This is a genomic window from Rhodanobacter sp. Soil_C_14 (assembly GCF_057657335.1).
On record NZ_JBDGIQ010000002.1, the window covers coordinates 398,722 to 421,722 of the forward strand.

At 66.4% G+C, this 23,001-nt stretch carries 17 protein-coding genes, 1 CRISPR repeat array and 1 riboswitch; of the genes, 9 read left to right on the plus strand and 8 right to left on the minus strand.

Annotation, left to right across the window (positions count from 1 at the left end; genetic code table 11):
- Window positions 1-9 precede the first annotated feature (9 nt).
- A complete protein-coding gene (locus AC3A56_RS07395) occupies window positions 10-948 on the plus strand; it encodes a complex I NDUFA9 subunit family protein (RefSeq protein WP_487769853.1) in 939 nt (312 codons plus the stop codon).
- A 165-nt stretch (window positions 949-1,113) separates the two neighbouring features.
- Here the strand turns inward: AC3A56_RS07395 and AC3A56_RS07400 are convergent, their stop codons facing one another.
- On the minus strand, window positions 1,114-2,709 hold the full coding sequence (locus AC3A56_RS07400) for a tetratricopeptide repeat-containing sulfotransferase family protein (RefSeq protein ID WP_487769854.1): 1,596 nt from the start codon (window positions 2,707-2,709) through the stop codon (window positions 1,114-1,116).
- Between the two features lie 170 nt (window positions 2,710-2,879).
- On the opposite strand from AC3A56_RS07400, the gene AC3A56_RS07405 reads away from it, so the two are divergent.
- Both AC3A56_RS07405 and AC3A56_RS07410 read left to right on the plus strand, forming a co-directional pair.
- Window positions 2,880-4,127, plus strand: coding sequence for a multifunctional CCA addition/repair protein (locus AC3A56_RS07405; RefSeq protein ID WP_487769855.1), 1,248 nt, complete (start codon window positions 2,880-2,882; stop codon window positions 4,125-4,127).
- 64 nt (window positions 4,128-4,191) lie between these two features.
- A complete protein-coding gene (locus AC3A56_RS07410) occupies window positions 4,192-6,426 on the plus strand; it encodes an LTA synthase family protein (protein ID WP_487769856.1) in 2,235 nt (744 codons plus the stop codon).
- Here AC3A56_RS07410 and AC3A56_RS07415 read toward each other — a convergent pair.
- The 5 genes from AC3A56_RS07415 to AC3A56_RS07435 form a co-directional block, all read right to left on the minus strand.
- Complete coding sequence (locus AC3A56_RS07415; protein ID WP_487769857.1) at window positions 6,403-6,747, minus strand: VanZ family protein; 345 nt, start codon at window positions 6,745-6,747, stop codon at window positions 6,403-6,405. The two genes, AC3A56_RS07410 and AC3A56_RS07415, sit on opposite strands and share 24 nt — an antisense overlap.
- 74 nt (window positions 6,748-6,821) lie before the next feature.
- The gene (locus AC3A56_RS07420; protein WP_487769858.1) at window positions 6,822-8,015 is read right to left on the minus strand and encodes a class I SAM-dependent methyltransferase; all 1,194 of its coding nucleotides are present in this window, start codon (window positions 8,013-8,015) and stop codon (window positions 6,822-6,824) included.
- A gap of 102 nt (window positions 8,016-8,117) precedes the next feature.
- The gene (locus tag AC3A56_RS07425; RefSeq protein WP_487769859.1) at window positions 8,118-9,905 is read right to left on the minus strand and encodes a cation:proton antiporter; all 1,788 of its coding nucleotides are present in this window, start codon (window positions 9,903-9,905) and stop codon (window positions 8,118-8,120) included.
- Window positions 9,906-9,984: 79 nt separating this feature from the next.
- A complete protein-coding gene (locus tag AC3A56_RS07430) occupies window positions 9,985-11,478 on the minus strand; it encodes a YifB family Mg chelatase-like AAA ATPase (protein WP_082542621.1) in 1,494 nt (497 codons plus the stop codon).
- A gap of 162 nt (window positions 11,479-11,640) precedes the next feature.
- The gene (locus AC3A56_RS07435) at window positions 11,641-11,901 is read right to left on the minus strand and encodes an accessory factor UbiK family protein (protein ID WP_040672624.1); all 261 of its coding nucleotides are present in this window, start codon (window positions 11,899-11,901) and stop codon (window positions 11,641-11,643) included.
- A 182-nt stretch (window positions 11,902-12,083) separates the two neighbouring features.
- Here AC3A56_RS07435 and glnK point away from each other — a divergent pair, with 182 nt between their 5' ends.
- The 6 genes from glnK (at window position 12,084) to AC3A56_RS07465 (ending at window position 19,087) form a co-directional block, all read left to right on the plus strand.
- Window positions 12,084-12,422, plus strand: a complete 339-nt coding sequence (gene glnK / locus AC3A56_RS07440; protein ID WP_056717431.1) for a P-II family nitrogen regulator — start codon at window positions 12,084-12,086, stop codon at window positions 12,420-12,422.
- 89 nt (window positions 12,423-12,511) lie between these two features.
- Window positions 12,512-12,726, plus strand: a riboswitch (cobalamin riboswitch).
- A gap of 153 nt (window positions 12,727-12,879) precedes the next feature.
- On the plus strand, window positions 12,880-15,318 hold the full coding sequence (locus AC3A56_RS07445) for a ribonucleoside-diphosphate reductase subunit alpha (RefSeq protein WP_487769860.1): 2,439 nt from the start codon (window positions 12,880-12,882) through the stop codon (window positions 15,316-15,318).
- 16 nt (window positions 15,319-15,334) lie between these two features.
- A complete protein-coding gene (locus AC3A56_RS07450) occupies window positions 15,335-15,559 on the plus strand; it encodes a hypothetical protein (RefSeq protein WP_056717430.1) in 225 nt (74 codons plus the stop codon).
- Window positions 15,560-15,574: 15 nt separating this feature from the next.
- Window positions 15,575-16,600: a ribonucleotide-diphosphate reductase subunit beta gene (locus AC3A56_RS07455; RefSeq protein WP_487769861.1), complete on the plus strand. Its 1,026-nt coding sequence runs from the start codon at window positions 15,575-15,577 to the stop codon at window positions 16,598-16,600.
- Between the two features lie 191 nt (window positions 16,601-16,791).
- A complete protein-coding gene (locus AC3A56_RS07460; RefSeq protein WP_056763386.1) occupies window positions 16,792-17,178 on the plus strand; it encodes a BlaI/MecI/CopY family transcriptional regulator in 387 nt (128 codons plus the stop codon).
- A 1-nt stretch (window position 17,179) separates the two neighbouring features.
- Window positions 17,180-19,087, plus strand: a complete 1,908-nt coding sequence (locus tag AC3A56_RS07465; protein ID WP_487769862.1) for a M56 family metallopeptidase — start codon at window positions 17,180-17,182, stop codon at window positions 19,085-19,087.
- Window positions 19,088-19,190: 103 nt separating this feature from the next.
- A CRISPR array of direct repeats spans window positions 19,191-21,637; the repeat unit is 37 nt; unit sequence GTTCCGGCCAGAGCGCATTTCCTGATCTGTTACGCTC.
- A gap of 72 nt (window positions 21,638-21,709) precedes the next feature.
- On the opposite strand, the gene cas2 is transcribed toward AC3A56_RS07465, so the two are convergent.
- Together cas2 and cas1 are read right to left on the minus strand one after the other, a co-directional pair.
- Window positions 21,710-22,093, minus strand: coding sequence for a CRISPR-associated endonuclease Cas2 (cas2, locus tag AC3A56_RS07470; protein WP_487769863.1), 384 nt, complete (start codon window positions 22,091-22,093; stop codon window positions 21,710-21,712).
- Complete coding sequence (gene cas1, locus AC3A56_RS07475) at window positions 22,053-23,000, minus strand: type II CRISPR-associated endonuclease Cas1 (RefSeq protein WP_487769864.1); 948 nt, start codon at window positions 22,998-23,000, stop codon at window positions 22,053-22,055. The genes cas2 and cas1 overlap by 41 nt, the downstream gene beginning before the upstream one ends.
- Window position 23,001 lies beyond the last annotated feature (1 nt).

The window sequence follows — 23,001 nt, forward strand, 5'->3', positions numbered from 1 at the left end:
ACGCCGCCCATGGCCGCACAGCAACTCGTCATCCTCGGCGGCACCGGCTTCCTCGGCCAGCGGCTGGTCCCGCGACTGGCCGCCGACGGCCATCGCATCGTGCTGCTCAGCCGCGATCGCGAGCGGCATCGCGCACTCGCCGTGCTGCCGGGCGTGAGCGTGCGCAACGCCGACATCTACGATGACGCCGTGCTGCGCCGCCAACTGGCAGGCGCCGATGCGGCCATCAACCTGGTCGGCATTCTCAACCAGGGTGGTCGACACAGCTTTCAGCGCACCCACGTCGAACTGACCCGGCGGCTGATCGCCGCCTGCCACGACAGCGGCGTCGGACGCCTGCACCAGATGAGTTCGCTGAAGGCCGGCCAGGGCCTGTCGCAATACCTGAAGACGCGTGGCGAAGCCGAAGCCCTGGTCAGGGCTTCGGCGCTGGACTGGACGATCTACCAGCCCAGCGTGATCTTCGGCCGCGGCGACGGCCTGGTCAGCCGCTTCGCCGCGCTGCTGCGGAACATGCCGGCGCTGCCGCTGGCGCGCGCGCAGTCGCGCCTGGCGCCGACCTGGGTCGGTGACGTGGCGGAGGCGATCGCCCGCTGCGTGAACCACGAGCGCCTGGGCCGGCAGCGCAGCTTCGAGTTGTACGGCCCCGATGTGCTCAGCCTGGGCGAGATCGTGCGCCGCATCCGCGATGCCGCGGGCCTGCGCACGCCGATCGTCGCCCTGCCCGACAGCCTGGGCCAGTTGCAGGCACAGTTCGCCGAGCTGTTGCCGGGCAAGCCGTTTTCACTGGACAACTTCCGTTCGCTGCGCACCGATTCGGTGGGCAAGGTAGATGGCTACGCCGCCCTCGGCATCACGCCCCAGCCGCTGGCGCCGTGGCTGCCGGTGCTGCTGGGCGAACCGGCGCGGCAACGCCGGCTGGCCGCGGCGCGATCGCTGCGGCGCTGAGAGGTTTTCAACCTCTCAGGTCGGCCAGGCATGGTCGACCGCGAATCGGTCACCCAAGTGGCTGATTCGCGTGAGCGCGTTCGGGCATGTACCGGACGCGCGATGGAAGCAAGTCGCAGGAAGTGGTTTTCTTCACAGGCTCGAAGGAATTCGCTGCTCACCGATTCACAGCAGGCCCAGCAACACCCGCAACCGATCCAGCTTGCCGCGGTAGCGTGGCGCCCGCGGCTCCTGCCAGCGCAACGGCTCGCGCAGCCGCGCGGTGTTGCCGGCCGCGCCCTGGCGCCGGTTGGCATGGACGTCCAGGCAGGCCGGGTCCTCATCGAGCCCGAGGAAGTTCAGCAGGCGATGCAGTTGCAGCGGCGGATCGGCCAGCAGCGATTCGTGCTCATGCACGAACACGCGCCCGCGATGCAGCTGCTGCCAGTGCGCGCAGAGACCGTCGTAGTCGCGCCAGAAACTCGCCAGTTCGTCGAGGTCGTAGCTGAACTCGTTGTAGGAGGTAAACAACTGGCGATAACAGCTCAGGCAGTTCTCCAGCGGATCGCGACGGCAATCCACCAGTCGCGCGCCGGGCAACATGGCCATCGCCGCGCCCATCAGGTGCCAGTCCTGGTCGCTCTGGTCGATGAAGCAGCGCTTGTCGTCCTGCGCGCGCACGGCCCGCGCCAGATAGTCGCGGCCAAGCCGCGCCCAGTCCGCCGGCGTGGCCTCGATGGTCCACTGGGGGAATTCCCGCTGCCGGCGCCTCGATTCTTCCTCGATCACGGCGCGTAGATGCTGCGGCCGCTCGCTGGCGTCCACCTGGGCATGACCGGCAAGCACGCGCCGCAGCAGGCCGCCGCCCGAGCGCGGCAACCCTGCGATGAAGACGACCTGCTCGCCCAGCCGCGAATCCTCGACCTCGCCCGGCGGCTGGGCGAAGGCCGCGCGGATGCGCGCGATCCGGGCGGACACCGACGCCGCGTTCCAGCTCACCAGCTTGCGCTTCTGTCCATTGGCCTTGCGCAGCGTGCGAAATGCGGCATGGTAGTCGCCCTGGTCCTCCAGGCAACGGGCCAGCGCGAAGCCCAGCATCACGCGCGCTTGTGGCGACGTGCCGGGACGTTGCATCGCCTGTTTCAGGCGGGTCAGGTCATCCTTCGAAAACGGCTCGACCTGCAACCTGGCCAGGCCGAGCCACGCCTCGGCGTGATCCGGTTCATGCCGCAAGGCCTCGCGATAATTCGTGCACGCGGCGGCCACCGCACCCAGGCTGGCCTGGGCCTCGGCCAGCAGGCTGCGCATCACCGGATCGTCGGGGGCGAGGTCCACCGCCCGATGCAGCGCCGTGATCGCACCGGCCGTACGTCCCTGCTGCTGGAATGCACGGCCCAGGCTGAACCATGCCGGCGGAAAATCGGGAGCCAGTTCGCAGGCACGGCGCAAGGATGAAAACGCGGTGGCGAATTCGCCCCCGCTGTACAGCGACATGCCCAGGTTCATGTGCAGCAGCGCGTTGTCCGGCTCCGTGACCAGCGCCCGCCGCAGGATCGCCACCGCCCCGGCATGGTCGCCACGGATATGCGCCACCAGCCCCTGCAGGCGCTGCGCCTCGACAAAATCCGGCGCCATCGCCCGCACGTCGGCCAGCGCCGCGCCAGCGGCGTCCAGCTCGCGACGCGCCATCGCCACCGTGGCCTCGTCGTAGCGCTGGCGCGCCGCCGCCGGCAGGCCGGCGGTGCGGCCGAGCAGCAGCGGATGAACCTGCATTGCCACCATCTTGCGTTTCCCGGATTACCCCATGCAGCCAGCTTAAGCGAGGGGGGCCGCATCTGGAAGCAATGATCCGGCCAGGTTACCGCTGCATGCCTTCGATTCTGTCCTCCGCGGGTGGTTTCACGACCCCGGCGGTTCACCGACGCCACAAGAGCCCGTGGCATCATCCCCCCATGCACATCTACCTGGTCGGCGGCGCGGTCCGCGACAAACTGCTGAAGCGCCCCGTGGTCGACCATGACCGCGTGGTGGTGGGTGCGACGCCGGAGGCCTTGCTGGCGCTGGGTTACAAGCCGGTAGGCAAGGATTTCCCGGTGTTCCTGCATCCGCAGACGGGCGAGGAATATGCGCTGGCGCGGACCGAGCGCAAGAGCGGGCGCGGCTATCACGGCTTCGTGTTCCAGGCCGATGCCACGATCACGCTGGAGCAGGACCTGGCGCGGCGCGACCTGACCATCAATGCGATCGCCGAGGACGAACACGGCACATTGACTGATCCGTTCGGCGGCGTGGCCGACATCGAGGCGGGCGTGCTGCGCCACGTGTCCGAAGCCTTCGTCGAGGACCCGGTGCGGGTGTTGCGGGTGGCGCGATTTGCCGCGCGTTTCGCGCCGCTGGGCTTCAGCGTGGCCGCGGAAACGATGGCCCTGATGCAGCAGATGGTGCGCGACGGCGAGGTCGATCACCTGGTGCCCGAGCGCGTGTGGGCGGAGACGCGCAAGGCGCTGGGCGAGGCGCGGCCGTCGGCGTTCCTGCGGGTGCTGCGTGAATGCGGTGCGCTGGCGGTGCTGTTCCCCGAAGTGGACTCGCTGTATGGCGTGCCGCAGCGCGCCGAGTTCCATCCGGAGATCGACACCGGCGTGCATGTGGAGATGGTGCTGGATGCCGCGGCGACGCTGGCGCCCGGCAACGACGTGGTGGGTTTCTGCGCGCTGACCCACGACCTGGGCAAGGCGCTGAGCCCGGCCGCCGAGCTGCCACGCCACGTCGGCCACGAGCATCGCGGCGTGGCGCCGTTGCGCGCGCTGGCCGCGCGACTGAAGGTGCCCACCGAACACGCCGCGCTGGCCGAGCTGGTCTGCCGCGAGCACCTGAACGTGCATCGTGCGTTCGAGCTGAAGCCGGCCACCGTGCTGAAGCTGCTGACCGCGACGGATGCCTTGCGCCGACCAGCGCGCCTGGACCTTTTTCTCGCCGCCTGCACCGCCGACAAGCGCGGCCGCCTGGGCCACGGCGACGACGCCTACCCGCAGGCCGATTACCTGCGCGAGGCGCGGGCGGTCGCCGCCGCGGTCGAATCCGCCTCGTTCGTGGCGCAAGGCATGGCCGGCCCGGCGATCGGACAGGCGATGGAAAACGCGCGCGTCCAGGCGATCGCCGAGCTGAAGGCGAGCCCTTCGGGGAACCGATCCGCGGTATAAAGGCGCGATGATTTTGCCGCCCGCAACGGGCGGTGGCGTCCCCTTGCCTGTTTCGGAGTTGCCCGTGCCGCGTGCCTTTACCCGCCCCTCTCCCGTTCCCCAGCGCTTCCGCCCGCTATGGTGGCTGGCGATCAGCTACCTGGTGATCACCTTCGCCACCCGCGTGGTGCTGCTGGTGATGTCGGGTGCCGAGGTACCGCACACCGCGTTCAATCTCGCCTATGCGTTTGGCGTGGGACTGTTCTACGACGTGGTCACCTTCATCTACGTGGCGTGGCCGCTGGTGCTGTTCCTGTGGATCGTGCCGACCCGGTCGGGGCGGGTGGCGCCGCTGTTGCGCTGGCTGGCCTATGCCATGGCAATGGCCCTGGCGTGCACGCTCTGCCTGGTCGCGCTGCACCTGCACTATCACGCCGGGCTGAAGGAAACCTGGCCGGCGCTGCTGCCATTCCTGTTCGTGCTGCCACTGGCGGCGTTCACTTACACGTCGCGCGCCGGCCAGTGGGTGTTGTACGTGTTCGCGCTGCTGCTGATCTACGGCCTGCTGTTCGTGGCCGCTTCGGAGCTGGTGTTCTGGAACGAGTTCAGCGTGCGCTTCAATTTCATCGCGGTGGACTATCTGGTCTACACCACCGAGGTGATCGGCAATATCCGCGAGTCGTACCCGATCGGCCTGTGGGTGAGCCTGCTGGCGGTACTGGCGCTGCTGGTGCTGGCGGTCGGCCACCGCGCCCTGCGCGTGCGCGACGATGGCAGCCGCTTCTGGCAACGAGGCAAGGTCGTGCTGCTGTGGCTGGTGCTGACGGTGATCTCGGTGGCTGCGGTGAACGGCGGCATGAAGGACCGCACCGGCAACAACTACGTCAACGAGCTGGCCGGCAACGGCATCTACCAGTTCTTCAACGCCTTCCGCAGCAGCCACCTCGACTACGCGAAGTTCTACCGCACCCTGCCCGACGACGACGCCTTCCGCCGCGTGCGCGAGATGCTGAAGACGCCGGACTCCAGCTATGTCAGCAGCGACCTGCACGACCTCACCCGGGCGATCCGCCGCAACGGCCCGGAGAAGCGCCTCAACGTGGTGCTGATCAGCGTGGAGAGCCTGTCCGGCGATTACCTGGGCACCTTCGGCAACCCGCAGAAGATCACCCCCTACCTCGACTCGCTGGTCGACCACAGCCTGTTCTTCGACAAGCTGTACGCCAATGGCACGCGCACCGTGCGCGGGCTGGAAGCGCTGTCGCTGTCGGTGCCGCCGACGCCCGGCGACTCGTTGCTGAAGGCGCATGACAACGAGAATCTGTTCTCGCTGGCGGACATCTTCAACGACCGCGGCTACCAGTCCGACTTCGTCTACGGTGGTTACGGCGAGTTCGACAACATGAACCAGTTCTTCGGCAGCAACGGCTACCGCACGGTGGACCGGCGCGACATTCCGAAGGGCGCCACGATCCACGGCGAGAACGTGTGGGGCGTGGCCGACGAGGACCTGTACACGCTGGCGCTGGGCCAGATGGACCAGATCCACGCCGCGGGCAAGCCGTTCTTCCTGCACATCATGACCACCTCGAACCATCGCCCGTTCACCTTCCCGGCAGGCCGGGTGAAACAGGCCAACGGCACGCGCGAAGGCGCCGTGGCGTATACCGACTGGTCGATCGGCGACTTCATCCGCCGCGCCCGCGAGAAGTCCTACTTCGACGACACCATCTTCGTGATCACCGCCGACCACTGCGCCTCCAGCGCGGGCAAGACCAGCGTGCCGATCAACCGCTACCACATCCCGCTGTGGATCTACTCGCCGAAACACATTCCGCCGCAGCGGGTGGACCGGCTGATGGGCCAGGTCGACATCGCGCCGACCGTGCTGGGCCTGCTCAACTTCAGCTATCGCACGCGCTTCTTCGGCTACGACCTGTTCCAGCTGGAAGCCGGTCGCGAGCGGGCCTTCCCGGCCACCTACGAAAAGCTCGGCTACCTGCACGACGACGTGCTCACCGTGCTGGAGCCGCAGCGCAAGCTGGAGCAGATGAAGCCGGACTACGCCACCGGCGACGCCACGCCGATCGAGCCGCAGGACCCGCAGCAGATCGCCGACGCAGTGGCCTATTACCAGGTGGCCAGCGACCTGTTCAAGCGCGGCCAGCTGGGGCGGCGCCCGGCGGATTCGACGCCGGTGGAGCCGCTGCCCGTGCCCGCCAGCGCGCTTCCCGCGTCCCCCGGCTCGGCGCCCGCACCCGCCAGTTCGGCTCCGGCAACCGCCAGTTCGGCAGGGTCAGCGCCGGCGACGATGCGCTGAGAACGCTTCCACGCTCGCCAGCACCCTGGCGAGCGGCGTGCGCAGCAAGCCCAGCGCGATGACCACGCCGATGCCGTCGGCCAGCACGTCGAAGGCATCGGCATCGCGGGGCGGGTCCAGCCACTGGGCGAACTCGATGAGGATGCCGAAGGCCAGGCAACCCAGCGCCGCCCACGCGCGCGGACGCCGGTCGCGATAGACATTGCCCCACCAGCCCATCAGGCAGATGAAGGTGATCGCGTGCAGCAGCTTGTCGCCGTACGGGAAGACCAGCGTGATGCCCGGATCGGGCGTCAGCGCCATCCACAGCGTCCAGGCCATGATCAACCCGCCGAGCACGACCCAGGCTTTGTGCCAGCGCAGCCGTCCAGACGTCTGAACGCGGACCGCTTCGATCAAAGCCGGCCACCCTGGTCGGCGGCCAGCAACTCGGCCGGCAGCGGCAACGCTTCCAGCCCCCGCGCCAGCAGCATCGCCTGGAAGCGCTCGCCCATCTGGTCGGGCAACATCAGGCGCTTCACCTGCTGGGACAGCCGGTAGCGGGCGTGTTCGTCGGGCGCCTTTTCGTGGGCGTCCTCGAACACCTGCTGCAGGCCCGCGCCGATCAGGAACTGCGCCTGGGGCAGATACGCCGCCACCCCGAAACCGGCGCTGTTGCCGGCCTCGGCCAGCGCGGTGAAATCGACCGAGGCGGTGAGGTCGTTGAGGCCCGGCAGGTACAGCGGGTCGTTGTGCGCATGGTGGCGGTAGTGCGCCATCAGGGTGCCGTCGTCGCGCTCGGGCAGGTAGAACTCGCGGCGCACATAGCCATAGTCGACGAAGAGCATCAGTCCGGCCACCAGCGACCCGGCCACCGCCTGCACCCAGTACGGCAGCTGCGGCAGGATTTCCGAGCGATAGCCGTCGGCGAATTCGGCGCCCAGGTCGCGCTCGACGTGGCGCACGGCGCCGGACACCAGCGCATCGGCCGGTCGATCGGTGCGCTTCAGGCGACCTTCGCCGTCCAGCACCACATGTTCTTCGAACACTTCGCCATCGCGCATGCTGAAACGCGTGGCCGGCAGGGCATCGATCACCTCGTTGGCGAACAGCACGCCGCGCCAGTCCTGCTCCGGCGGCCGATCCAGCCATTGCACGCGCGCATTGAGTTCGGCCGGAAGATTCGCCAGCAGGCGTTCGCGCTGGCGCTCGCGCAGATCGGCGCTCGGCTCCAGGATCAGGTAATTCCGCGGCAAGCTGCCGGCGGCGGCGAGTGCCTTCAGCGCGGACTCGGCAAACGCGCCGCTGCCGCCACCGAGTTCGAGGAAATCCGCCTGCTCGCCCAGCATCGCCAGCACCGGCTGCACCGCGTTCACCACGCAGCCGGCGAACAGCTCGCCCAGTTCCGGCGCGGTGACGAAATCGCCGGCCTCGCCGAACTTGGTGCGACCGGCGCTGTAATAGCCCAGCCCCGGCGCGTACAGGCAGCGCTCCATGTATTGCGCGAACGGCATCGGCCCGTGCGAGGCGATCTGCTCGCGCAGCAGTTGCAACAAATGATCGGAGTGGGCGCGTTCATCGGCACCGGGCTCGGGTAAACGGGAATGCATGGGTATTGCCGGTCGTGAGATACCTGGAAAGCATAGCGGATGGTCAGGCTGCAGCTGGCAAGCAAGCCGCGCACCTGCCAGACGGCACTTCACACATCGTGCTTACAGCGTCGCCGGCGGCACCAGCGCGATCACGGTCCAGCCGGGCTTCGGCTCCAGTTCGCGCTTGGCCGAGGCCACCCGCAGGGCGCCCTTTTCCTCGACGCCGAACATCAGCACCGTGTTCGAGCCGTATTGCTCGATGAAGTGCGGCCAGTCGAAGGTGGCGCTGAGCCGGGTCGACTTGATCCGCCAGCCCTGTTCCAGCATTTCGGCGAAGCGCCCGTGGGTCATCGTCTCGTCGAAGAGCGGCGGCGCCAGCAGGCTGCCGGCAAGCGCGGCGCGATCGGTGTTTTCCTGGGGCGTGAGGTTGCGCAGGCGGTAGACTTTTTCGCGCCCGAATTCCTGCCGGTAGTGCACGCAGGCCAGCGAGTTGCGCTCGCGATGGGTCGATACCGCCAGCAACCGGCCGATGCCGGTGAGGTCCAGATGACGCTCGGCATGCGGCGAGGCGGGGTTGCCGAAGAAGGTGCTGCGTCCCTCCATCCGCGCGAGGCGGATGCCATCCCAGTCGTCGTCGGCCAGCACCACGCGGAAGCCTGCCTCGTCCAGCGCCTTGCCGATCGCGCGCGCCACGACGTCGGAACCGAAGATCAACAGACCGCGCGGCTCCGGCTCGGCGACCTTCAGCCAGATCGCCAGCGGACGGGCGGTGGCGCTCTGCAGGATCACGGTGCCGATGATCAGGGTGAACACCAGCGGCACCAGCGCCTCGGCACCGGCCACGCCCAGGGCGTCGAGGCGCAGCGCGAACAGCGCCGACACCGATGCGGCCACGATGCCGCGCGGCGCCACCCAGCCGATCAGCGCGCGCTCGCGCCAGCTCAGGCTGCTGCCGAAGCTGGCGATCGCCACGGTCACCGGCCGCACCAGCAGTTGCGCGATCACGAACAGGGTGATGCCGGCGCCCAGCATGCCGTCGGGCAACGGCCATTGCAGCCGGGCGGCGAGCAGGACGAACAGCAGCGACACCAGCACCGTGGTCAGGCTTTCCTTGAAATCCAGGATGTCGTCGATGTGCACGCCGCGCAGGTTGCCCAGCGCGATGCCCATGATCGTCACCGCCAGCAGGCCCGACTCGTGGGTCAGCGTGTTGGAGACGCTGAAGGCCAGCAGCACGGCGGCCAGCACCGCGTAGTTCTGCAGGTATTCGGGAATCATCTGGCGACGCAGGAAGAACGCCATCGTCCACGCCGACAGCGCACCGATACCCACGCCACAGCCGATCGTGGCAACGAAGATGCCGATGGTGTGCCCTTCCTGGCGCGACACGATGGCCTCGTAGATCAGCACCGCGAACAGTGCGCCCAGCGGGTCGATCACGATGCCTTCCCAGCGCAGCGTGTTGGCGATGCGGGCATTCGGGCGCAGGGTGCGCAGCATCGGCGCGATCACCGTCGGCCCGGTCACGCAGGCCAGCGCGCCGAACAGCAGGGCGATCGGCCAGGCCAGTCCGGCGACGAGATGGGCGGCCAGCGCCAGCAGCAGCAGCGACGCCACCGCGCCGTAACTGACCAGCCCGCGCACCGCCTTGCCGATGCCCGGCAATTCGTGGAAGCGCAAGGTCAGGCTGCCTTCGAACAGGATCAGCGCGACCGACAGCGAGACCATCGGGAACAGCAGTTCGCCCAGCAGCTTGTCCGGCTGCAGCACGCCGCTGACCGGCCCCAGGATGATTCCGGCCAGCAGCAGGAACACGATTGCCGGCAGTTTCACCCGCCATGCCAGCCACTGCGCCAGGAAGCCGATCACCAGCATGCCGGCGAGCATCAGGCTGAGCTCGATAGTCATCGCATTCCCTGGGAAGATCCGGGCGCTATCGAAACATGCGCGCTCCTGGACGTCCAGTCACGCAGGTTTTCGCCATCGCTCAGAAGCGGCGGTACTGCAGCGCCTCGGCCAGGTGCTCGCGTTCGAGCAGGGCGGCGCCGCCGTCCAGGTCGGCGATCGTGCGGGCCACCCGCAGCACGCGGTGATAGGCGCGCGCGGACAGGCCCAGCCGCTCCAGCGCGGCCTCGAACCAGCGCCGCTCGGGTGCGCCCAACGCGCAATCGCGCTCCAGCTCACGGGTGCTGATTTCCGCATTGGGCCGACCCGCCCGCATCAGCGATTGCCGTCGCGCGTTGAGCACGCGCGCGCGCACCGTGGCGGAGTCCTCGTCGCGGTCGCTGCGCGGCGCACCCAGGTCGGCCAGGGGCACGGGCGGCACTTCCACGCACAGGTCGATGCGATCCAGCAACGGGCCGGAAATGCGTCCGCGATAGCGCTGGATCTGATCGGGCGTGCACTGGCAGCGGGGGTCGCCGGCGTAACCGCAGGGGCACGGATTCATCGCCGCCACCAACTGGAACTGGGCCGGAAAAGTCGACTGCCGCGCCGCCCGCGAGATCATGATGTGGCCAGATTCCATCGGCTCGCGCAGCACTTCCAGCACGTGCCGGCTGAATTCCGGCAGTTCGTCGAGGAACAGCACGCCGTTGTGCGCCAGCGACACCTCGCCCGGTCGCGGATACGAACCGCCGCCGACCAGGGCCACCGCGGACGCCGTGTGATGGGGGGAACGGAACGGGCGCCGTCGCCAGTGCGCCAGGTCGGTCGTCTGGCCGGCCACCGACAGCACGGCGCAGGTCTCCAGCGCTTCGGACTCGCTCAGCGGCGGCAGGATGCCGGGCAGGCGTTCGGCCAGCATGGTCTTGCCGGTGCCGGGCGGGCCGATCAGCAGCAGGTGGTGGCCACCCACGGCGGTGATTTCCAGCGCGCGACGCGCCTGCAATTGTCCACGCACGTCGGCAAGGTCGGGGCCGTCTTCCGCGCCGCCGTTGCTGGGAATGCCGACCGGCATCGACAGCTCGTGGGCGCCGCGCAACCAGCCGCAGACCTCGGCCAGCGTATCGGCCACGCGCACGTCGACATCGGCCACCAGCGCCGCTTCGGCGGCGTTCTCCCGCGGCACCACCACCCGGCGCCCGCGCGCCCGCGCGCGCAGCAGGGCCGGCAGTACGCCGGATACGCTGCGCAGCGTGCCGCTCAGAGCCAGTTCGCCGAGGAATTCACAGTCGTCGAGTTTCTCGCGCGGCACCTGGCCGCTGGCGGCAAGAATGCCCAGCGCGATCGGCAGGTCGAACCGGCCGCCGTCCTTGGGCAGTTCCGCCGGCGCCAGATTCACGGTGACGCGGCGACCGGGGTATTCGAACGCGGTGTTCTGGATCGCCACGCGCACGCGATCGCGGGCCTCGCGCACCGCAGCCTCGGGCAGGCCGACGATGTTGGTACACGGCAGACCACCGGAAAGATGCACCTCGACCATCACTTGCGGCGCGGCGATCCCTTCCTGCGCACGGCTGAGGGTAACGGCAAGACTCATGCGGCCGCGGGTCGATGGAGCAACGGGAGGGGAAACATGGAGGGCGTGGCGCTGAGGGGCATGGACATGGAACGGCTCCATCAGCAACGCTGAATAAATAACCGCCTCCGATCGTTCTCGGGGTGAGGGTGACGGATCGGAGGCGGCTCCCGGGAGGCGGTTTTACGAACCCGCGCGGGCAGCCACTGCGGCCTCCAACTGGGCCACGTGTCGCTCCAATTCGTCGACCTTGGCGCGCGTACGCGCCAGTACCTGGGACTGGACTTCGAATTCTTCGCGGGTGACCAGGTCGAGGCGGCGCAATCCCTGCGCCAGAACATCTTGGAAGTTGGTTCGCAAATCCTGATGCGCCTGTGCCAACCCTGGCGGTACCAACGACACAAGTCGCAGGGCAATCTGGTCGATATCCTGCCTATCCATCATGGATAGCGCCTCGCACTCGTCGGATTGAATATTAGGTGAATGCAAATCGGCGTCGCCATCGGTACGCTCCATCAATAATTGTAAGGATTGTCCTACACCCGTCGCGATCAGGCGACAATGTTCCGGCAGGCAGGCAAAATGGCCCTCCGACGCAATCGATGCCCTGGCAAGGAACCAAATCCATGAAGCTGGTCGTGGCGATCATCAAGCCGTTCAAGCTGGACGATGTCCGCGAGGCGTTGGCGGAGGTGGGTCTGCAGGGCATCACGGTGACCGAGGTGAAGGGTTTCGGCCGCCAGAAGGGGCACACCGAGCTCTATCGCGGTGCCGAATACGTGGTGGACTTCCTGCCCAAGATCAAGCTGGAAGTGGCGGTGGCCGATGATCAGCTGGACCGGGTGCTGGAGGCGATCCAGAACTCCGCCCGCACCGGCAAGATCGGTGACGGCAAGATCTTCGTCAGCACGCTGGAACAGGTGATCCGCATCCGCACCGGCGAGCTGGATCACGACGCGCTGTAATTTTTTGGCAGCCCGCGCCAGCGCTCGCCGCAAGCGGCTTTCGCCCCGACTTATGCACAACTTGTTGGGTTGACCCTGTCCGGGCCACCCGATATGTTGTGTCCGTCGGTGCCCGACCAGATGCGACATCGGTCGGGCTTAAAAGGGAATCCGGTGTAACTCCGGAACTGCCCCGCAGCGGTAAAGCGGAAACGAACGCCCCCACATGCACTGGCCCTCAGCGGCTGGGAAGCGGGAGCAACTAGGCGGATCGCTCTGATCCTCGTCCGCAAGTCCGAAGACCTGCCGACACAGCGGGACGAACGTGTCCCGTTGCGTAGTGACGGCTTCCGCGGGGAAGTGCGTCGTGAGGCGGTCGCCGCATGGCGTCCGCTTGCGCGTCGCCTCCGGAATCCGTCGCTATCAGGCCCTGCGCGCGGGAGCAGGCGTTTGATGTCCTTCGCCGGAGCCAACCGCCATGCAAGCCCTCGATACCGCCGAACGCGAGCGCGCCGTCGCGCGCGCCGAATCCCCCAGCCCGTCCGCCGATGAAGCCGCCTTCGCGCTGACCCCGCCGCATAGCGCGGCCTCCATGCACGTGACCAAGCGCAACGGCGGCCAGGAAGCCGTCGACGTCAACAAGATCGTGCGCGCGGTGACGCGCAGCGCCGAAGGTTTGCACGGCGTCGATCCGCTACGGGTCGCGCTGAAGACCATCGGCGGCCTGTACGACGGCGCCACCACGCAGGAGCTCGATCAGCTGTCGATCCGCACCGCAGCCGCCTTGACCGCGGAGGAGCCCGAGTACGGCCAGCTCGCCGCGCGCCTGCTCGGCGCGTACATCGACAAGGAGGTCAGCGGCCAGGAAATCCAGAGCTACTCGCAGTCGATCGCGCGTGGCGCCGAGCTGGGCATCCTCAACGATCGTTTGCGCGACTTCGTGGCCGCCAACGCGCGCAAGTTGAACGACGCGATCGACCCGTTGGCCACCCGCCGTTTCGAATACTTCGGCCTGCGCACGGTGTACGACCGCTACCTGCTGCGCCACCCGCGGCAGCGCCTGGTGATCGAGACACCGCAGCATTTCTTCATGCGCATCGCCTGCGCGCTGGGCGGCAACGAGATCGGCGAGACGCTGGAGCTGTACCGCCTGCTGTCGTCACTGGAATACATCGCCAGCTCGCCCACCCTGTTCAACGCCGGCACCGCGCACGAGCAGCTCAGCTCGTGCTACCTGCTCGACTCGCCGGTCGATTCGCTGGAGTCGATCTACGACAAATACGCCGACGTGGCCAAGCTCAGCAAGTTCGCCGGCGGCATTGGCCTGGCCTATTCGCGGGTGCGCTCGCGCGGCTCGCTGATCCGCGGCACCAACGGCCACTCGAATGGCCTGCTGCCATGGCTGAAGACGCTGGACGCATCGGTCGCCGCGGTGAACCAGGGCGGCAAGCGCAAGGGCGCGGCCTGCGTCTACCTGGAGTCGTGGCACGCCGACATCGAGGACTTCCTGGAACTGCGCGACAACACCGGCGACGATGCACGCCGCGCGCACAACCTCAACATCGCCAACTGGATCCCCGACGAATTCATGCGCCGGGTCGAGAGCGACGGCGACTGGTCGCTGTTCGATCCGAAAGTGGTGCCGCACTTCGTCGACAGCTGGGGCGAGGTGTTCGACGCCGCGTACCGCAAGGCCGAAGCCGACGGCCTCGCGGTGAAAGCGGTGAAGGCACGCGAGCTCTATGCCCGCATGATGCGTACGCTGGCGCAGACCGGCAACGGCTGGATGACGTTCAAGGACCGCTGCAACGCCACGTCCAATCAGACGGCCAAATCCGGGAACGTGATCCATCTGTCCAATCTGTGCACCGAGATCCTCGAAGTCAGCTCGGTCAACGAGACGGCCGTGTGCAATCTCGGCTCGGTGAACCTGGCGCGGCACGTCACCGGGGGCGTGTTTGATTACGACCAGCTCGCCGCCACCGTGCGCACCGCGGTGCGCCAGTTGAATCGGGTGATCGACCTCAACTACTACCCGATCGCCACCGCGCGCACCGCGAACATGAAGTGGCGGCCGGTGGGCCTCGGCGTCATGGGTTTGCAGGACGTGTTCTTCAAGCTGCGGCTGCCATTCGACTCCGCCGAGGCGCTGGCGTTGTCCACCCGCATCGCTGAGGAGATCTACTTCAACGCGCTGTCGCAATCGTGCGAACTGGCCGAAGCCGAAGGCGCTCATCCCGGTTTCGCCGAAAGCCGTGCGGCCAGCGGCGAGCTGCAGTTCGACCACTGGCCGCAGGCCACACCACACGACGACGCGCGCTGGGATGCGCTGCGCGAACAGATCAAACAACATGGCCTGCGCAACTCGCTGCTGATCGCGATCGCCCCCACCGCGACGATCGCGTCCATCGCCGGCTGCTACGAATGCATCGAACCGCAGGTGAGCAACCTGTTCAAGCGCGAGACGCTGTCCGGCGATTTCCTGCAGGTGAACCGTTATCTGGCCGACGAGCTGAAGGCGCTGGGGTTGTGGACATCCGACATCCGCGACGCGATCAAGCTGGCGGAAGGCTCGATCCAGGGCATCGCCGCGATCCCCGAGCGCCTGCGCCAGATCTACCGCACCGTATGGGAACTGCCGCAGAGGGCGCTGATCGAACTGGCCGCTTCGCGCGGCGCGTACATCGACCAGAGCCAGTCGCTGAACCTGTTCATGGAAAACCCGAACATCGGCCAGTTGAGCTCGATGTACATGTACGCGTGGAAGGCCGGCATCAAGACCACCTACTACCTGCGCTCGCGACCGGCGACGAAGATCGCCAAGACCACCGTCTCTGCGCTTCCCGACCAGGCCCAGGCCACGGCCGCGGTGTTTTGTTCACTGGAGAACCCGGAGTATTGCGAAGCCTGCCAATGACGCGAGAGGTGTCGCGATGAAACGCTACCGGAACCTCGACGGCAACTCCGGCGTCACCGCCTACGAGTGCGGTGACGGCTTCATCTGCATCCGCTTCGTCAACGGCGACACCTACGAATACACCGACAAAGCCACCGGTCGCGAACACATCGCGAACATGCAAAAGCTGGCGCAAGCCGGCCTGGGGCTTTCCACCTATGTCAGCCGCTTCGTGCACGACGACTATGCGCGCAAGCTATGAATCCAAGGAACCAAGATGTCTGCCCAACCCGCCCGCAACGCTCACATCCTCGCCCCAGGCTTCGAGCTCACCCTGCGCCCGATGCGCTATCCCGGCTTCTACGAGATGTACCGCAACGCGATCAGAAACACCTGGACCGTCGAGGAAGTGGATTTCTCGATGGACACGCGCGACCTCGACACGAAGATGTCGCCCGCCGACCGTCATCTGATCCAGCGCCTGGTGGCCTTCTTCGCCACCGGCGACACCATCGTGTCGAACAATCTGGTGCTGAACCTGTACCAGCACATCAACGCGCCGGAAGCGCGCATGTACCTCTCGCGCCAGTTGTACGAGGAAGCGCTGCACGTGCAGTTCTACCTCACCCTGCTCGACACCTACATCCCTGACCCGGCCGAGCGCAACGCCGCATTCGCGGCGATCGAGACGATTCCGTCGATCCGGCAGAAGGGCGCGTTCTGCTTCAAGTGGATCGACTCGATCCAGGGCCTGCAGAGGCTGGAGACGCGCGCGCACCGGCGCCAGTTCCTGCTCAACCTGATCTGCTTCGCCGCCTGTATCGAAGGGCTGTTCTTCTACGCTGCGTTCGCCTACGTCTATTACCTGCGCTCGCGCGGCCTGCTGCACGGCCTGGCGGCCGGCACCAACTGGGTGTTCCGCGACGAGAGCTGCCACATGGCGTTCGCCTTCGAGGTGGTGCGCACCGTGCGCGAGCAGGAGCCTGAACTGTTCGACGCAGACATGCGTACCCAGGTCGAAGAGATGATGGAGGAAGCCATCGCCTGCGAAACCCGCTTCGCCGAAGACGTGTTGTCCGGCGGCGTGGCCGGCATGTCGGTGCAGCACATGCGGCAATACCTCGAATACTGCGCCGACCAGCGCTTCGCCCAGCTCGACCTGCCGAAGAAGTACAGCGCGAAGAACCCGTTCGACTTCATGGACCTGCAGGACGTGCAGGAACTGGCCAACTTCTTCGAGCGCCGGGTGTCGGCGTATCAGGTCGGCGTGCAGGGCGAGGTGGCGTTCGACATGGCGTTCTGAGCGGAGATTGGGAGACGGGATCGGGGATACGGAAATGACGGCGCTTGCCAGCGCCGCCTTCCCGCCACGCTGGGCGCAGCCCGCGCAGGGGGTGGAATCGAAGCGTCAACCGGACCCCGATCGAACGGCACTTGACTACGTCTGTAGTCATGGCGTAGCTTGCCTACAACTGTAGTCAAGCGGAACCCGTCATGCGCAAACCCTCCATCGGCGACCAGGAACTGGCGCTGCTGCAGCACATCGATGAAAGCGGCGCGGCCTCGGTCGGCGAAGTCGCCGCCAGCTTCGGCGAGCCGCGCGGGCTGGCCCGCTCCACCGTGCTGACGATGATGGAGCGGCTGCGCGGCAAGGGTTTTCTCAAGCGCAGGCAACTGCGCGGCATGTTCCGCTACAGCACGGTCACCGGCGCCGGCGAGGCGATGCGCAGCGCGGTGGGCAGCTTCGTCGAAAAGACCCTGAGCGGTTCGGTCTCGCCGTTCGTGGCGTGGATGTCCGAGCGCGCCGAGGTCAGCGACGACGAACTGGCCGAGCTGGAAGCGCTGGTGTCCCAGCTGCAATCACGCCGCAAGGAGTCGTGAGATGGACGCACTGAACGCGCTGGCCGAGACCCTGCTCACCCGCATGCTCTGGACGTCCATCCAGGCGGTCGGCCTGATCGGCCTGGTCTACCTGCTTGGACGATTGCTGCCGCGCTTGTCGTCGGCGATGCGCTGCACCTTGTGGTGGCTGGTTGGCGCCCAGCTGCTGCTGGGCCTGCTGTGGCATGCACCGGTGGAACTTCCGTGGTTGCCGGCGCCGGCGGTGGAAGCGACGGTGCAGCTTGCTCATCCGGTCTCCTACAACGCCACGGTGCTGGCCGGACATGAGACCGTGCTGCATACCTCGCCCACCACCGTGGCCACCACACCCGTGCTTTCCTGGCGTGCCGCCGTGATCGCGCTGTGGCTGGCTGCACTGCTGTGGCTGGCCTCGCGCAGCCTGCGCGAATGGCGCGCCACGCGACAGGTTCTGCACGACTCGCAAGCGATCGGCGACCGGGCGATGCAGGCGCTGTGCCTGCGCAAGGCCCGTCAGTTCGGCCTGCGCCGCTGCCCGCAGCTTCGCGTATCCGACGCGATCGTTTCGCCCCAGGTCATCGGTTTGTGGCAGCCCACCGTGCTGCTGCCGGCGCGCGACGCGTTGAATGCCGACGAGTCCTCGATGGCGCTGGCCCACGAACTTGTCCACCTGCGCCGCGGCGACCTCTGGCTGGGCTGGATTCCGGCGCTCGCGCAGTGGCTGTTCTGCTTCCACCCGCTGGTGCGCTGGGCGATGCGCGAATACGCACTGAACCGCGAGTCGGCCTGCGACGCGCAGGTCGTGCAGCACGACCAGGCCACGCCACAGGACTACGGCCGCCTGCTGTTGCGCCTCGGCGTGGCGCAACCCGTCCATGCCGGCCTGGCCGGCGCATCCCCCACCTTCCACAACCTGAAGAGGCGACTGACCATGCTTCAGCAAACCGCAAACCAGCCAACGTCCCGCACACGCGGCTGGCTGCTCGTCGCCGCGATCGCCCTGATCGGCGTGCTGCCCTACCGCGTCACCGCCGCCAGCAACCAGCACGACAACGCCAAGGCGGCGGTGACCAGCACAGCCGCAGTGGCACCGTCGGCACCGTTGGCGCCGCTCGCCCCCATGGCGCCGATGCATTCGTCCGCCCCGTCCGTCACGCCGCCACCACCGCCACCGGCCCCGCCGGCACTGCCGGCGATGAGCCCACCGCCGCCGCCACCGCCGCCGCCCGCGCCGCCGGCACCGCCTAGCGACAGCGGCTTCTCCGCGCGGCACGTCAGCATCGACACCACGGATCACGCGAACAATGGCTTCGCCCTGTTCAATGGCGACTCGATGATCACCATCAATGGCTCGAACGCCGATCTCGATACAGTGAAGAAGCTCCGCGCCACCAACAAGTCGATACTGTGGTTTCGCCGCGGCAGCGAGGCCTACGTGATCCGCGACAAGGCCATGCTGGAACGTGCCAGCCGCATCTACGCACCGGTGACCGCGCTGGCCCGGCAACAGGGCGAGCTCGCCGGCCAGCAGGGCGCGATCGCCGGCCGGCAGGCCGGGCTTGCTGCGCAGGATGCCGCCTTCGCACGGGAACAGGCCGGGCTGGCGCGGCAACAGGCGAAGATGGCGGCGCAGATCGCCTCGGTCGCTGCGAACGGAGCGGATTCACAGGCGCAGCAGCGCAAACTCGATGCACGGCAGGACGAAATGGACGCGGCGCAGGCGCGGCTCGACCAACGCCACGCCGAACTGGAAGCACGCCTGGCCGCCCAGCAACAGGCGCTCGAAGCCCAACAGGCCGGCTTCGAGAAGCAACAAGAGGCAATCGACCGCCAGCAACAGCAGGCGCAGCAGGCGGCCGATCAGTCGATGAGCCAGTTGCTGGACGAAGCCCTGGCCAAGGGGCTGGCGCAGAAAACCAGCCTGCGCTGAGGATCAGGGCAATCCTCCGGGTTGGCTCGACGCCGTGTCGTCACGGCGTCGAGCCAACCCGGAGCCCGCAGTGAGAACCGCTCCCCCGGCTTTCCGTCAGCCCGGTTCCGCCAGAGCGCATTTCCTGATCTGTTACGCTCGCACGGCCTGCACCAGCTCATCCTCGGTGCGTTCCGGTCAGAGCGCATTTCCTGATCTGTTACGCTCCACGGGCAGCAAGCCCTTCCACGCCATGTAGTTCCGGCCAGAGCGCATTTCCTGATCTGTTACGCTCGCAAGAACCACGCGCAGATGATGGCCTGCGGTTCCGGCCAGAGCGCATTTCCTGATCTGTTACGCTCATTGCAGTCCAATACGCAACTGGCTGCGCTGTTCCGGCCAGAGCGCATTTCCTGATCTGTTACGCTCAATGAAGGAATTGACGCCGCAGGATTGCAAGTTCCGGCCAGAGCGCATTTCCTGATCTGTTACGCTCTTCTGGGACACCGTGGGCGTCCTGAAGCCGGTTCCGGCCAGAGCGCATTTCCTGATCTGTTACGCTCGGACACGCCGCGCTGGGCCAACCGCATCGAGTTCCGGCCAGAGCGCATTTCCTGATCTGTTACGCTCGCATCATCGACGGCGGCACACCCACCGATCGTTCCGGCCAGAGCGCATTTCCTGATCTGTTACGCTCGCTGGAGCCCCACGTGTTCGCACGCGACTAGTTCCGGCCAGAGCGCATTTCCTGATCTGTTACGCTCGGCCCGCACCTCGGACAACAAGAAGCCATAGTTCCGGCCAGAGCGCATTTCCTGATCTGTTACGCTCCGCCGCACTCGATGCACTCGGCGGGCCCGGTTCCGGCCAGAGCGCATTTCCTGATCTGTTACGCTCCGGGCTGATCGCCGCATCGCCGCCATGAAAGTTCCGGCCAGAGCGCATTTCCTGATCTGTTACGCTCGCAGAGCAGGCGAGGCAGTTCGATCAGACGGTTCCGGCCAGAGCGCATTTCCTGATCTGTTACGCTCTCGATCGCGAAGCCCCAGTCGGCCCCGAATGTTCCGGCCAGAGCGCATTTCCTGATCTGTTACGCTCACGCCGCAGCCGCCACCGCTGGTGTAGCCGGTTCCGGCCAGAGCGCATTTCCTGATCTGTTACGCTCCTGCAACAAGTCGCCCTTCAATGGCGGGCAGTTCCGGCCAGAGCGCATTTCCTGATCTGTTACGCTCCTACAAGCTGCGCTCCATGTTGCGTTGTCTGTTCCGGCCAGAGCGCATTTCCTGATCTGTTACGCTCCCACAGTTGCGCCGACCGTCTGCCGCGTCGGTTCCGGCCAGAGCGCATTTCCTGATCTGTTACGCTCGAGCGACGGCACCACCACACTGGTCTATGAGTTCCGGCCAGAGCGCATTTCCTGATCTGTTACGCTCTGCAGCACGGGCCGATGCGGGTTTGCATCTGTTCCGGCCAGAGCGCATTTCCTGATCTGTTACGCTCCGACGAACTTGGCGCTAGCTACATCAACTAGTTCCGGCCAGAGCGCATTTCCTGATCTGTTACGCTCGCTGGCCCGCCAGTTCTATCTGCGCGGCCTGTTCCGGCCAGAGCGCATTTCCTGATCTGTTACGCTCCGGTCAGGGTGACTTCGATGGGGCTGAGCAGTTCCGGCCAGAGCGCATTTCCTGATCTGTTACGCTCGTTCCGTGCGCTTGAACGTCACCGGCTGAAGTTCCGGCCAGAGCGCATTTCCTGATCTGTTACGCTCCATCGTGCAGAACCATGTGGTGACCATGCTGTTCCGGCCAGAGCGCATTTCCTGATCTGTTACGCTCTCTTCGCCGCTTCGCGAGCGATCATCTGGTGTTCCGGCCAGAGCGCATTTCCTGATCTGTTACGCTCAACACGTCCAACGCTTGATGCGCTTCCTTCGTTCCGGCCAGAGCGCATTTCCTGATCTGTTACGCTCGCAGCAGAATGCGAGTAGCGCCAAGCAACAGTTCCGGCCAGAGCGCATTTCCTGATCTGTTACGCTCTGCACCACCCGCTGGCTGGGCACGTCGGCCGTTCCGGCCAGAGCGCATTTCCTGATCTGTTACGCTCCAGTGTCGATGCTCATTGCAGCGCCTTTGTGTTCCGGCCAGAGCGCATTTCCTGATCTGTTACGCTCCCACCGCCCGCGGTAGCTGACGCACCGGAGGTTCCGGCCAGAGCGCATTTCCTGATCTGTTACGCTCGGGGATGGTCATGGCCATGAGGAGATCTCCGTTCCGGCCAGAGCGCATTTCCTGATCTGTTACGCTCGGAGCACTGCGCGACCAGCGCGGGGCTCCAGTTCCGGCCAGAGCGCATTTCCTGATCTGTTACGCTCGAAAACAGTGCGCCGATGCGTCCGGACGTGTTCCGGCCAGAGCGCATTTCCTGATCTGTTACGCTCGCAGACACATTCGACCAGGTCAGGCCCAAGGTTCCGGCCAGAGCGCATTTCCTGATCTGTTACGCTCGTCGGCATCGGTGAGCCAGGTGCCGCCGGTGTTCCGGCCAGAGCGCATTTCCTGATCTGTTACGCTCCGCATCCTTGCAAGCCAATGATTCGAAACGGCTTGCGGGATGTTGAGCTAGCGTAATTCGCGCCATGGCGGTTCAAAACAACTGGTATTGGTCCGGATTTTTCACCTTCTTGCGACGCTGGCGGCGTTCGAAGCGGACGATGCCCTCGTACTGCTTGTCGGTGAAGTACAGACAGTAGACCTTGCCTCCGGGTGGCAGTACGGCCTGCACACGACGCGTCCAGGTGTCGGCTTGCTCACGGCCCTCGCAAAAGCGCAGGTAGACCGAATACTGACAGCGCTCGAAACCAAAATCGAGCAAGTCGTGGCGAAAGTCGTTGGCCGCCTTGCGGTTCTCGTCGGTATCCACGGGCAGGTCGAACATCACCAGCATCCACATCAGTCGGTACGCGCAGAGTGGCGGCGCGAGCCGTCGCTCAGGGGGCGTCCTCGTTTTCGCGCGTGTCATGCGACTCATCCCACAATGAGGCCAAGACGGCCTTGTCGCCCGGCGGCCATTCGAGCGAAGCAGCTTGCGACTCGTAAGCTTGAGCGACGCTGGCGACGAAGCGCTGCGCGACCAGGCCCACCGGGCTAATGCCATGCCTGGTGTGCAAGCTGCGCGTGCCAAGTACGGCCAACTCACGACGCTCGAAAGAACCAAGCTCCGCATGGCCTGCTTCCACCAAGCGCCGCACGCAGGCGTCCACCAACGGCCGGAAAGGCTCCATCAAATCATCGACCAGGCGCATCGCATTGCCTTCGTTGGCATGGTGCAGCGGGATACCGGGGTGCAGGCCGGCTGCCATCACCTGCCGGGCCACCAACGCACGCAGCACGGTGTAGCCATAGTTGAGCATTGAGTTTGTACCGGGCGCGTCTCGGTCGCGACGAAACGCCTTGCCCATCAAGAGGCCCCAATACAGCCGCGCCGCCTGTCCTTCGATGTTGGATGGATCGCCACTGCGCACCTTGCCCGCCAGCCGGCGTAACGGCGGCTCCGGGCCGCCGAACAGACCGATCACTGCCGCCTGCATGCCGATCTTGGCCTGTACCACCTCTTTCCACAGGCGCTTGCGCAAGGGCAAGCCGGCGCGCAATTGCGCATCCATGCGTGCGGCTTGGCGGTGATGACCTTCCACCGGCCACAACAGGCCGGCGGGGCGGTGATTGGCGCCGCACAGCACGAAAGGCGCGCCGCGCTCGGCCAGTGCAACCAGCAGATTGTTGCTGTAGACCAGACCGTGCGCGTTGCCGATCAATGCGGCCACATCGTCGATGGCCGTGCGCCCCACTTCCTCGCCCTTGTGGCTGACCACGAGGAAGCCGCGATCCAGCGACAGGTAGCGCCCGTCGCCGGCAATCTCGACGATGCGGCCAATCATG